Source organism: Candidatus Igneacidithiobacillus taiwanensis (assembly GCF_031962545.1).
GTDB lineage: Bacteria > Pseudomonadota > Gammaproteobacteria > Acidithiobacillales > Acidithiobacillaceae > Igneacidithiobacillus > Igneacidithiobacillus taiwanensis.
In genome coordinates, this window is the sequence record NZ_JAVRKK010000067.1 from 1 (window position 1) to 11,475 (window position 11,475).

The following is an 11,475-nucleotide window of genomic DNA, read 5'->3' on the forward strand; positions in this document are numbered from 1 at the left end:
GAAAATAGTGGTATTTCGATCAGCAATGGGCCTCATGGCGTTTTTTTTGAGATTCTGGATCAACGGCAATGCCTTCTTCGGCTAGATCAGATCTTCCCTACCCCGTCGCGCGCGGCAAAAAGAGCAGCAAATTGCCAAGGCGATGGCGCAGTTGGAGCAGCAGCTCGGTCATCCGCCAAGCGAAGAAGAAGTGGCCGCAGCCCTTGGCTGGGATCTGCGCGAGTACCAGGAGGCCCTGCGCGATACCGGCGGTCAGTTGCTGTACCTGGAAGATCTCAGCGCCGATAACGCGAGCTTTGCCGGTACCTACCTACGGGATGAAGGCGAGGATTTGCCAACATTGTTGGGCGCGGCGCGCTTTCAGCGTGATCTCAACGAAGCGATCAGCAAGCTGCCGGAACGCGAAAAATTGGTCCTCGCCTTGTATTACCAGGAAGATCTCACCCTCAAGGAGATTGGCCAAGTCATCGATCTCACCGAGTCGCGGGTATCCCAGATCCTGCGCCAGGCGGTTCTGCGCTTGCGTGGCTCCTTGGTCGACTGGCAGGAGCAGGCCTGATGGATATCCTGAGCTTGTTGGGTATCCTGATTGCCGTCGGCGGTATCCTGCTCGGGCAATTTCTGGAAGGCGGCAGTATTTCTTCTGTCATCCAGCTCACCGCTTTTGTCATCGTCATTGGCGGCACGACGGGTGCGGTAATGATCCAATACACCCTGCCGGTCTTTTTGCGGGCGGTCAAAATGTTGCCTTGGGTGCTCAAGCCCCCGGCCATCGAGGCGCAGCCCCTCATCGAGCAGATTGTCGATTGGAGCAACAGCGCCCGTAAAAATGGTCTGCTCGCCTTGGAGAGCGCCCTCGATACCGTCAAGGATCCCTTTCTACGCCATGGCTTGCAGATGCTAGTAGACGGCACCGAACCCCAGAAGATTCGCGATACCCTCCTAGTCGAGCTGGAATCGCGGGAAGCCATGGAGCGTCAGGCTGCCAAGCTCTATGAGTCGGCGGGCGGCTATGCGCCGACCATCGGTATTCTGGGGGCGGTCTTGGGCCTGATTCATGTGATGGAGAACTTGGCCGATCCCTCCAAACTGGGGGCCGGAATTGCTACCGCCTTTGTTGCCACCATCTACGGTGTCGGCTCGGCAAATATCTTTTTCCTGCCGGTCTCCAATAAAATCAAAGGAATCGTTCATGAGCGCAGCTATTTACGAGAAATGCTCATCGAGGGCTTGGTGGGGGTCGCGGAGGGCGAAAACCCCAAAATCATCGAAGCCCGTCTGCAAAGCTTTTACGCCAAGTAGTAGAGGAAAACGCCGCTTTCGGCAGCACCGCGTCGCCTATTGTCTGGCTCCGCAGACTTGCGCAAGATAGGCGCATGTCTGTAGAAGAAACCTTATCGGCCCTTGCCCAGGTCAATTTGCCCCTGCTGCAGAGCAGCGCGCGTGAAGTGCTCGTGGTCAGCCAAGACGGCAATAATGGCTGGGACAAAATTGCCGAAGTCATCCGCCGCGATCCGGTACTGACCGCCCGTATTTTTCGGGCTGCTAATTCCTCGCTCATCAATGCCGGCCGCAAGCCCTTTGCGTCGCTGTCGCGGGCGCTGATGATGCTGGGGCTCAATCAGCTACAAGACATCTGCCGGGTAACGCCCATACTCGAGCAGACCATCGCCCCGCGCTTTCGCGAACAGGTGCTGGCCTTGTTGCGGCAGAGCGTGGAGGTTGCCGCCCAGGCGGGATTTTTGGCAGAAAAACTCCATCTCGACCCAGAGCCCTATTATCTGGCTGGTCTGCTCAGCGAAATCGCGCGGCTGGCCTTTTGGTGTGGCCCAGCCGAGGCAGCTGATGCGGTGCACCAACAGATCCTGCATGGGGTAGACAGCCGCGAGGCCGAGGCCGAGGTGCTGGGTTTTCGTCTCGATCCGGTCAATGAAGCGCTCCTCGACCATTGGGGCCTGTCGCATCTGCATCGTCTGCCCAAAGTCCACGATATGGATATTTTGGCCGAGGCTCGCACCCTTGGCGAACTCATGCGCAACCGCGCTTATGCGGCGCTGGATCGCGAACTGCTGCGCCTGCAGGGCTATTTTCGCCAGCCGCTGCGGGAATTGCTGCTCGGGTTGCGCCGCAATTTGGAGCAGTCCCATGCCGTCCTACCCAAGCAATGGTTGGTTGGCAAAGGCGGGAGTCGGCCAGAAGCCGACCTTGCCGCGCAACAGCAGTGCCTGGCGGATCTGCATGCCCTGCCGTGCTCCGGCAGCCATCTTTCTGCCCTGGTACGCACCGCTGCGGAAGGACTGCGCGTTGCCGGTGGATGGGACCTATGCATTCTTGCCTTGCACTCGCCCAATGGCTGGCAGGCACGGCTGGGCTCGGGGCTCAGTCCTGAGCGCCTCAAGGAATGGCGCATCGGTGCTCTGCAACCACCAGAGCTACTCGATGGCGACTGGCAAACCGTTGCCGCTGCGGGCGATGGCGTCCTTGCGGAAGGCCATGATGGAGCTGCCGGAATCCTACGCTTGAATGCGTCGCCGTGGGGTTTGCTCTACTGCGACCGCTCCCTTTCCCAGCGACCGCCAGAAGAGGAGCAGTTTCTTGCCTTCGATCGTTTTTTTCAGTGCCTGCAGGAGCGGCTGAACAATCTCAGCGAGGCAAGTAGCGCATGATGCGTGCTCAGGAAAGCTTCCAATAGTGTAAGGGGGAGACGGCGCCCTCCCCGAGTATGGCGCGGTAGACGATGGCATTGCTGAGCACGGCAAGGACATAGTCGCGGGTTTGCTGGTAGGGAATATTGGCGGCAAAGATTGCCCCCGCCCAAGGACTGCCACCGACCGGGATTTTCCTCAACCAGTGATTGACGGCCCCGGGGCCGGCATTATAGGCCGCTGCCAGGAGCAGGGGAGAGTCACCAAATTGCCGGCGCAGATACGCAAGATAGGCGGTACCGATGCGGATGTTGCCGCTCGCCTCTTGGAGGTCTGCACTAGCGGTTTGCGGGTAATGCTGTTGGACCCAGTTGGCGGTAGCCGGCATGACCTGCATGATGCCCTGTGCACCTGCCGACGAACTGATGCCCGGAGCAAAGCCCGACTCTTGCCGAATTACCCCGGCAACAAAGGAGGGGGCAAGGCCATAATTGCTGGCCGCGGCGAGGATGTCGTTACGGTACGGCAGAACGTAGCCTTGTTGCCAATCTTCGTCGTTGGCCACGTGGGTACTGGCGTTGATGGTCAACAGCCAAGCCTGATGTGCTGCCGCCTGCCTCGCCGCGGCGCGAATGGCGGCCGGACTGCGCTGGTCGAGGGCCTGCCCCCACTCCCAAAGCGCATCGAAGTAGAGTCCAAGTTGATAGAGCTTGAAGGCGCGGCGCAGATCATCTGCATCTACCCCGTTGGCTGCAGAAACGGTCTCTGGTGGGTCGCTGCTGAACACCGCAGAAATCGACTCCGGTGGCGGCAGGCGCAGGGAAGAGCCGATTGCCGCACTGGCGAGTTGGCCGTAGGCATCGAAGGGAGAGGCGATGCGCGCCCAAATCTGCTGCGCCTGGCTGTTCTGTCCACTCTGTTGCAGAGCGAGTGCTTTCCAAAACTGCCACTGGCTGGCGCTGGCCTCGTCCTTTGGCAGCCGTTCCACCGCCGCCAGCACCAAGGACCAATTGCCTTGGAGGAGGGCGGCGCGGACCATCCAGTGCAGCATTCTGGGCGCTGCGATGTAGCTGGGATCGGTGCGCACGGCTTTCGCAAACCAGGCGCTGGCCTCCGTCGATTGCAATTGGCGAGCCGCCCGCCAGCCTGCCGCATAATACACCGAGGCGCGCTGCGCCGACGTGAGCCCCGGTTGGGTCTGGGCTTGCGCGACGGCATCGGCAGGCTGCGAAGTGGTCAGGCGCAGCAGGGCCAGGTGCACCAGTTCCGCCCCCGTTTGCTCGCCGTAGACCTGGGTCGCGGTGCTACCGTTTGCCGCCAACCAGGCACTGCCGCTTTGCCCAATGGCTTGTACGGCAGCGGCCGCCGCACCCGGGAGAAACTGCGCCAGCGCCGACGCCTGCCGAAAATCTCGTTCCACCATCATTTGCGCCAGCTTGTGCCAGAGCAGCGCTTGCGGAATGCGGCCTTGGGTTAGGGCACTCGCTGCCATCTGATTACAGGCTTTACTGCCGGCGGGGGCGGCGCTCCACAATTGCGCGGGACTGCCGACCTGCAGCAGCGGATTCATTGCCGCGTAGCAACGCAGATCGATTCCCTGAGGGGCAGGACCATTGCGGTAGACCTTGGCAAAGTTCTGCCAGTCTTGCCGCTTACCGAGTTGTAGCAGCCACTGGCGGCGTAGCAGTCGGTAGGCGGCACCGTGGGGAAATTCCGCCGCAAATTGCTCGAATTGCGCGTTGGTCAGGGTCGTAAGCCGCGGCTGTAGAGACCAATAGGCCACCCAGGGCCCCATGTAGGTATTGGCAAGAAGGGGTAGGGCGGCTGCAGCGGCTTGGTACTGCCCCTGGGAAAAACTCTGGGCAGCATTTTGTAGGGCCTGTTCCTGCTGCGGACTAAGCGCCGCCTGCGCCGCCACAGAAACCAGAAACAGCGCTGCGGCCAAGCCACGCAGGCTACGCATGGGCGTCAGTTTTGCTTGAGATGCAGCCATCGCCCGAGATGCTTGCGCAGAGATTCGCCGCGCCGGGGATGGTCTTCGGCCAGGGGGCCAACGTGCAGGTTGAGGGGCTCGCAATGGTCCTTGCCATGGCAGATGACGCCGTGGGATTCGCAGGAGGCCCCCGCCTGCTGTAGTACAGCGACCATGTGTTCTTCCATTTCGGCACCGCAGCGGCCATCGTACTGAATCAGCGCCAGGGCCTTTTCTGGCAGATAATCGACGTGACCGCCGAGTTTTTCGAAGGCCTCGAGCTTTTTGCGCGCCTCCGGGGTCACTCCATGGAGAGCGCCGCTGATGATGAAGCGATCGGGTCGATTACTCGCGGATGAACTCATGACTTCCCTCGGAGAATTTTTGCACTGTCTACTTCCCTCCAGATGATGCCACCATGCGCTCGGAGAGGGAAGGACCCTGATTTAAGACCGGGCGATGACGCGGCTCAACAAAAAGAGCAGGGCGCCCTCTACCCCCACAAAAAAGCTGAGCGGCCAGTTGGACCAGTAGGAAAAAGCCATAGCCGACCAGCTCAACAGTTCGGCAAGGACAATGGCCCAAAGCCAGGCAAGATAGGGATGGCGCGACAGCCGTTGTGCTGCTGCGGCGGGGCTCACGAGTAGGGTGAAAACGAGCAGGGTGCCGACCACCGGCACGGCGGCGGCGGCGACGAGGGCAAGGAGAACGAAGAAGAGCCAGTCTGTCCGGTTGCTGGAGATGGCCTGGGCGGCGGCCAGTTCGGCGGAGCTCGATTGCAGCAACAGACGAGGAAACTGCCATAGCAGCAGCAATAGGACGATCGCCACCAAGACGCCGAGGGGCAGCAGCATGGCCGCCGAAACGCCAAGCACCTCGCCAAAAAGCAGACCATAGACTCGCGCCGCGTATTCTCGACCAAGGCTCAAGAAGAGCCCGCCAAGGGCGAGAAAACTCCCCAGAAGCAAGCCCATCGCCACATCGCGCCGCCCCAGACGGCTGAATAGGCGCAAAAAAAGCACGCCGAGCAAAGCGAAGAGCCCGAGCCCCCAGAGTGGATCGAAGCCGAGCAAGGTGGCCAGGGCGCCACCCGGAAAGGCGGCCATGGGCAAGGCATGGGCGGCAAAAGCGCTGCGCCGCAACACCACGAAATAGCCCAGACTACCGGCAGCCAAGGCCAACAGGCTGAGGGCAATCCAAGTATTCAGGTAAAAAAGGGAGAACATCAGTCGTGGCGAGGGCGTTGGCGTGCAAAGGGCGCGCTGGCAAGATAGCAGAGCAAAATCAGGACGACGACAAAAAAGCTGACCGGCCAGCTGGCGCCACCCGACCAATAATAGCTCGCAAAAGCCAGATAGATCCCGCCAAACACGGCAAACAGAGCAATCCCCTGGGCGTAGAGAAAGCTTTGCCAGGGTTTGCGCGCTAGGCGCAGGCCGGCGGCGGCGGGGCCGAGAAGTAAGGTCGTCGCCAAAATGACGCCAATGGAGAGCGCCGATAGGGCAGCCGCCCCGCCAAGTAACAACAGATAGAGCAACTCCAAGCGTCGCACCGGCAAGCCTGCCGCCCGTGCCAGATCGGTATCGGCGGAAATCAATAACAAGGGTCGGTAAAAAGCCAAGACGATACCGACTGCCGTGCCGACCAAGAGCAGAATCGGCCAGCGCAGCTGTGGTGCGAGGGCAAAAATGGAGCCAAACATAACGTCAACGGTAGCGCCGCTCGCTTGGGTGGTGGTGACATCCAGATACAGAAACAGCGCCGAGATACCCAAGGTGGCGCCCAAGACCACCCCAGTGGCGAGGTCGCGTTCCTGCGCGCGGCGTAGTCCCAATCCGGCAATGGCCAGGGCTGCCATCCAGGCCATGACCAGAAAGCCCCAAAGCGCGCTGATACCGACAAAAATTGCCACCGCGCCACCGGCACTGCTGCTGTCGCCAAGGGCATGGCCGGCAAAACTATGTTGGCGCAGTACCGTAAAGACCCCAATCGTACCATTGAGGAGGGCGGCCAGGGCGCCTATCCAGAGCGCCGTTTGCACCGCTGAGTTCTGCACAAAGGCGGCGAGGTGCAGCGGATCAGTCATGCCCGCAGCCCTGGGAGCAATGCACATCTTCGCGGGAGTAGCGCGGGTCCTCGGGCAGCACCAGCAAACGTCCGCGGTGGCGCAGCACCTCCACAGGATAACCATAGAGCTTACTCAGTACTTCATTGCGCACTACCTCTTCGACACTGCCGGCGGCTGCCCGGCCGCCCACCAGATAGACCAAATGGTCGAGAATGGGCAGTAAGGGGTTCATATCGTGGGCGGTAACCAGCACGCTGATGCCTTTTTCCCGCGCTAGCGCCCCGAGCAGCTGTACCAGTCGGCTGGTGCTGGCAAAGTCGAGATTGGCCAGGGGTTCGTCGAGGAGCAACAGGCGCGGTCGCCGCGCCAGGGCGTGGGCGATGACGGCACGCTGCTGCTGACCACCGGAAAGCTGCCCCACCCGTTGCTCAGCAAAGCTGTCCGCCTGCACTGCAGCAAGCGCCTCCTGCACGGCGGCATCCTGCCGCAACCCCTGCCACCAATGCCGGCGCAGGGTGCCCAGGGCGACCAAGTCGCGGGTGCGTAACGGTAGATAAGGATCGAAGCCGATCTTTTGCGGCACATACCCGAGCAGGGCAAGTTGGTCTTGGGCGGGCTGGCCCAGGACCTCGATCTTGCCGCTCTGCCAAGCCTGCATGCCCAGGATGCTACGCAGGAGGGTGGTCTTGCCAGCGCCATTCTCGCCGATCAGTGCCGAAACGCTACCGGCCTGCAGGGAAAAGGATATGTCTTGCAGCACCATCCGCCCCCCCAGGCGTACCCCGAGTTGGGAAACCTGCAGGATGGGATCGGTGACTACTGAGGGTGCGGACATGGCGTCGTAATCGTGCAACAGAGTTGCGGAATGTAGGATGCGCTGCACCGGCTGTCAAGGGTGAAAGAAAGACCTCAATAATGATAACGGCAGGCAATGACGATGAGTTCGGACTCGGTGGCACGGTAGACCAAGCGATGGGTGTCGTCGATGCGGCGCGACCAATATCCAGAAAGATCGCCGCGCAGGGCTTCGGGTTTGCCGATGCCGACAAAAGGATCGCAAGCACTGGCTGTAAGCAGCTGATTGATGCGTTTCAGTGTCTTGCGGTCTTGCTCGTGCCAGTACAGATAATCGGACCATGCATCGGGCACGAAGAGAACGGCGCGCATCAATCGCTCGGCAGGAGCGTATGCGTCTCGGCAAGGCCTTGCCGATCTTGGGCAATCGCCCGAGCCAGGGCAGCCGCATTGGCGGGATTGCTGGTGAGGTGCAGGGTCTCGATGATGCTGTTGTACGTATCCAGAGACATGACGACGGCGTCCCCTTCCGCGTCCCGACGACTGATGATGATGGTGTCGGCATCTTCTACTACGCGGTCTAGCAACGATTTGAGTTGATTGCGCGCCTTGGTATACGTCACGACTTGCATGGCCGAAACTCCTGTCCTGAAACTTGTACAAGTATAGGTTGCAGCATGACTGCCGACAAGTCGCGGCGGGGTGGCGCTCGCCGTGAGCGTGCGCCGTGCTATGATCATTTGAGACCATAGGAGAGGAAACGATGGCGGCATTTGGAACGAGCGGGTTGCGAGGCTTGGTGCGCGAGCTCACCGATGTGGTCGTGGTGGGCCATGTTTCGGCTTTTTTGCGTCATCTGCAGAGCCTCGGAGAGTTTGCCCCGGGTATGGAGGTACTGCTGGCTGGGGATTTGCGCCCGAGCACGACGGAGATCCTCGAGGCCGCTTGGCAGGGCGTGCTCGATGTGGGCGGGGCGCCGCGCTACTTGGGGCGAATCCCGTCGCCAGCCCTGGCCTACGCGGGTTTCCGCGCCCGCGTGCCGTCGCTGATGGTGACCGGCAGCCATATCCCCTTTGATCGCAATGGCATCAAATTCAATCGCCCGCAGGCCGAACTCAGCAAGGCGGACGAAGCCGGTATTCTCGCTGCCCTGCCGCCCTTTGATGGGCAGCGATTCTCCGCTGCAGGACAACTCCATCAGCGGCCGCAGCTTCCGTCGGCGGACCCCAGCGGTCTCGAACAGTATCGCCGTCGTTATCTCGATTTTTTTGTTGGCACGCCGCTGCAGGGGTGGCGGGTTGGCGTGTACCAGCATTCGGGGGTTGCCCGCGACCTGCTCCCGGAACTGCTGCGGGCCTTGGGGGCGGATGTGGTAGTGCTGGGCCGTTCCGAGGCCTTCGTCCCCATGGATACCGAGGCCCTGCGGCCCGAAGATCGTGCCCTGGCCAAGGATTGGGTAGCCCAACATCGCCTCGATGCCTTGCTGAGTACCGACGGCGATGCCGATCGGCCGATGCTTGCCGATGCCGAGGGGATGTGGTGGCGCGGCGATCAGCTCGGCCAGGTTTGTGCTGCCCTACTGGCTGCCGATGCCGTCGTTACGCCAATTTCCAGCAATACCGGACTCGAGCGCAGTGGGCGCTTTGCGCGTACCCGGCGCACGCGCATCGGCTCGCCCTATGTCATTGCCGGCATGGAAGAACTGTTGGCTGAAGGCGCAGAGCGCGTGGTTGGTTATGAGGCCAATGGCGGTTTTCTTCTGGCCTCGCGCTTACAAGAAGAGGGAAGGGAACTGCACCCGTTGCCCACCCGGGACGCCATCTTGCCCATGCTGGCAGCATTGATTGCGGCAGCGCGCCGCAAAAAGCCCCTTGCCAGTTTGCTGCAGGAGCTACCGCAGCGATTTACCGTCAGCGACCGGGTGCAGGATTTCCCCGCCGAAAAGAGTCGCGCGCTGCTGGCCCGCTACTGCGATGCCGAGACGGGTCTGGCGGCGTTCAACCAGGATTTTGTCGATTTGCGCTTCACCGCCGAGGATCGCGATCTGACCGATGGTGTGCGTATGCGCAGCGCCGCGGATGAGATCCTGCACCTGCGTCCTTCGGGCAATGCCCCAGAATTGCGCTGCTATGTCGAGGCGGCATCGGCGGAACGTGCGGAGCAGTTGCTGCAGGCAGCCATGCAGCAACTGCATGCCTGGCGCGGCATCTGAAGTATGCGTTGGCGCCGGCGTTCGGGCTGGATTTATACCGGTCTGGGTCTTTTTTCTCTGGCTTTGCTGCTCATGGTCTTGCGCTACCTTGGGGTAGTTTTCGAGACCAATGCCAAGGCGCAGTTAGCCCTCAATGGGCCGAGCGTTGGTGCGGAAACCCTGCTGCATCTAGCAACTCTCTGCAATTGGGTCCGCTGGCGCTGGATAGCCGATTTGCTGCTGCTGGCCGCGGCATGTACGGTTTTTGGTATGGGCAGAGACTGGTGGGTGGGCCGACAACGCGGTTCAAGCACGTAACTTATCCGTCGTTGCGGGAAATCGTCGGTGGCGGAAACAGGGTATCGAAGAGCCATTCCGCCAAGGTAAAGAAACTGCGTACAAGCACCCGCGAAAGATACCAGAGCACAAGAAAGCGCAATACATCTAGGGCATAGGGTGCCCAAAAGGGGGCGTCGAGAGAAATCGGCGGCGGCAATAACAGGGTGCCGCTGGCGGCAGCGATGCCACCGGCAAGGCTGATGGCCCAGAGACGAAAGCGCGGCCAGCGTGCCGGCGGCGAAGAGACCTCGGCTTCTTCCTCGGCGACCGGTTCTTGGCGCGCCATCCATTACTCCTCGGGGTTTAGGATGCGAGCGCGTAGCTTGTCGAGTTGGTTCTGCACGAGTTGGCTGAGCTCTCGCAATTCGCTCGCTCCCTTTTTGGCCGTGTTCCAATCGTGCTCGCGCACCGCCTGCACGATGCGCAGACCCAGCTTGTGTACCTGCGGATGTACCTGTTGCAGGGCGGTAAATTCGGGGTATGCGAGTAGCGGATGACCCTCCAGGCTATCCATCCAGCGGCCCAGACGGCACTGATGCTCATCTTTGAGCTCCTCGGCCCCAGGGCTTGTGCTACCGGTGCTGATGGTCTCGAGCACCTTGCCCACCCAACGGATATGGTCGCTCTTGGCAGTGGTGAGCCGCACCGCCAGGGTCGGCGCATCCTGCATTGCGGCTTCGGTGGACTGCTCCAGATGTTGTTGGATGCGGTTGAGGCAGGTCCGAATCTCGGCAAAACTGCCGGCAAAGCTTTGCATGGAATCCGTCAGGGCCTGCATGTGGCTGCCCATGGCCTCTGCTGCCGCAATCTCTTGGGTGCTACCGCTCACGATCCTGATGATGTTGTCTCGGGTTTTTTGTGCCGACTGGTTAGCCATGCCCAGGACCTCGGCAACGGTCTCGAGGGAATCCCCGCCGCGCCGCAGATGTTGGATGCTCGAGCTGACATCTGCCTCGACGCGGCTGGCGCCACCGTTGATGCTATTAGCGGCCTCGCGGATTTCGGAAGCGGCATGGGCAGAGCTCTGTGCCAGTTTTTTGACTTCATCGGCTACGACCGCAAAACCGCGACCATGCTCGCCGGCGCGCGCGGCCTCGATGGCGGCATTGAGGGCGAGTAAATTGGTCTGCTTGGCAATTTCCTGCACCTTGACAGCAAGGGTGGTAATGGTGCGGGTCTGCTCGAGAAAGTTGCGTACCGTCTTGCCCATGCCATCGATGGCCCGCTCCACCAAGTCCATCTCACCAATCAGCTCCGACAGACGTTCGTTGCCCAACTGCACGTCGTGCAGGGTGTTGGCAGCAAGTTCGCGGTTCTCGGCTATCGCTTCGGCGGCGCTACGCACTGCATGCACTACCGCTTGCGCTTGGTCGGCAAGGGACTGGGTATCGAGCTTTGCCTGACCAAGAGAATCGTGAAACTTGAGGCCGAGCAGGTGGCTGTCGTTAGGGAAGATCTGATCTAG

Annotated in this window: 14 protein-coding genes; 5 read left to right on the forward strand and 9 right to left on the reverse strand. The window is 61.0% G+C overall.

Features of this window, described 5'->3' with window-relative positions:
- Positions 1-130 precede the first annotated feature (130 nt).
- The 3 genes from RTI30_RS09080 (at position 131) to RTI30_RS09090 (ending at position 2,666) form a co-directional block, all read left to right on the forward strand.
- Positions 131-559 (forward strand): sigma-70 family RNA polymerase sigma factor, encoded by a 429-nt coding sequence (locus RTI30_RS09080; RefSeq protein ID WP_312283687.1) that lies wholly within the window; start codon positions 131-133, stop codon positions 557-559.
- The gene (locus RTI30_RS09085) at positions 559-1,302 is read left to right on the forward strand and encodes a flagellar motor protein (RefSeq protein WP_312263119.1); all 744 of its coding nucleotides are present in this window, start codon (positions 559-561) and stop codon (positions 1,300-1,302) included. The genes RTI30_RS09080 and RTI30_RS09085 overlap by 1 nt, the downstream gene beginning before the upstream one ends.
- 74 nt (positions 1,303-1,376) lie before the next feature.
- Positions 1,377-2,666 carry an HDOD domain-containing protein gene (locus tag RTI30_RS09090; protein WP_312263118.1) on the forward strand — a complete coding sequence of 430 codons (1,290 nt, stop codon included), beginning with the start codon at positions 1,377-1,379 and terminating at the stop codon, positions 2,664-2,666.
- A 7-nt stretch (positions 2,667-2,673) separates the two neighbouring features.
- Here RTI30_RS09090 and RTI30_RS09095 read toward each other — a convergent pair whose 3' ends face one another.
- From RTI30_RS09095 to RTI30_RS09125, 7 genes are all read right to left on the reverse strand, one after another.
- Positions 2,674-4,638 (reverse strand): transglycosylase SLT domain-containing protein, encoded by a 1,965-nt coding sequence (locus RTI30_RS09095; protein WP_312263117.1) that lies wholly within the window; start codon positions 4,636-4,638, stop codon positions 2,674-2,676.
- Complete coding sequence (locus tag RTI30_RS09100; RefSeq protein WP_312263116.1) at positions 4,614-4,982, reverse strand: hypothetical protein; 369 nt, start codon at positions 4,980-4,982, stop codon at positions 4,614-4,616. The genes RTI30_RS09095 and RTI30_RS09100 overlap by 25 nt, the downstream gene beginning before the upstream one ends.
- An 81-nt stretch (positions 4,983-5,063) precedes the next feature.
- On the reverse strand, positions 5,064-5,843 hold the full coding sequence (locus tag RTI30_RS09105) for a metal ABC transporter permease (RefSeq protein ID WP_312263115.1): 780 nt from the start codon (positions 5,841-5,843) through the stop codon (positions 5,064-5,066).
- On the reverse strand, positions 5,843-6,703 hold the full coding sequence (locus tag RTI30_RS09110) for a metal ABC transporter permease (protein ID WP_312263114.1): 861 nt from the start codon (positions 6,701-6,703) through the stop codon (positions 5,843-5,845). The genes RTI30_RS09105 and RTI30_RS09110 overlap by 1 nt, the downstream gene beginning before the upstream one ends.
- On the reverse strand, positions 6,696-7,520 hold the full coding sequence (locus tag RTI30_RS09115) for a metal ABC transporter ATP-binding protein (RefSeq protein ID WP_312263113.1): 825 nt from the start codon (positions 7,518-7,520) through the stop codon (positions 6,696-6,698). Before RTI30_RS09115 ends, RTI30_RS09110 begins: the two co-directional genes overlap by 8 nt.
- 74 nt (positions 7,521-7,594) lie before the next feature.
- Entirely contained in the window at positions 7,595-7,852 is a 258-nt protein-coding gene (locus RTI30_RS09120) for a Txe/YoeB family addiction module toxin (protein ID WP_312263112.1), read from the reverse strand.
- On the reverse strand, positions 7,852-8,112 hold the full coding sequence (locus RTI30_RS09125; protein ID WP_312263111.1) for a type II toxin-antitoxin system Phd/YefM family antitoxin: 261 nt from the start codon (positions 8,110-8,112) through the stop codon (positions 7,852-7,854). The genes RTI30_RS09120 and RTI30_RS09125 overlap by 1 nt, the downstream gene beginning before the upstream one ends.
- A gap of 131 nt (positions 8,113-8,243) precedes the next feature.
- Between RTI30_RS09125 and RTI30_RS09130 the strand changes: the two genes are divergently transcribed.
- Both RTI30_RS09130 and RTI30_RS09135 read left to right on the forward strand, forming a co-directional pair.
- The gene (locus RTI30_RS09130) at positions 8,244-9,692 is read left to right on the forward strand and encodes a phosphomannomutase (RefSeq protein ID WP_312263110.1); all 1,449 of its coding nucleotides are present in this window, start codon (positions 8,244-8,246) and stop codon (positions 9,690-9,692) included.
- Between the two features lie 3 nt (positions 9,693-9,695).
- Positions 9,696-9,989 (forward strand): hypothetical protein, encoded by a 294-nt coding sequence (locus RTI30_RS09135; RefSeq protein ID WP_312263109.1) that lies wholly within the window; start codon positions 9,696-9,698, stop codon positions 9,987-9,989.
- 1 nt (position 9,990) lies between these two features.
- Here the strand turns inward: RTI30_RS09135 and RTI30_RS09140 are convergent, their stop codons facing one another.
- Both RTI30_RS09140 and RTI30_RS09145 read right to left on the reverse strand, forming a co-directional pair.
- Positions 9,991-10,296, reverse strand: coding sequence for a hypothetical protein (locus tag RTI30_RS09140; protein ID WP_312263108.1), 306 nt, complete (start codon positions 10,294-10,296; stop codon positions 9,991-9,993).
- A 3-nt stretch (positions 10,297-10,299) separates the two neighbouring features.
- Positions 10,300-11,475, reverse strand: a 1,176-nt coding sequence (locus tag RTI30_RS09145) for a methyl-accepting chemotaxis protein (RefSeq protein ID WP_312283686.1), incomplete at its 5' end; no start/stop codon positions are given.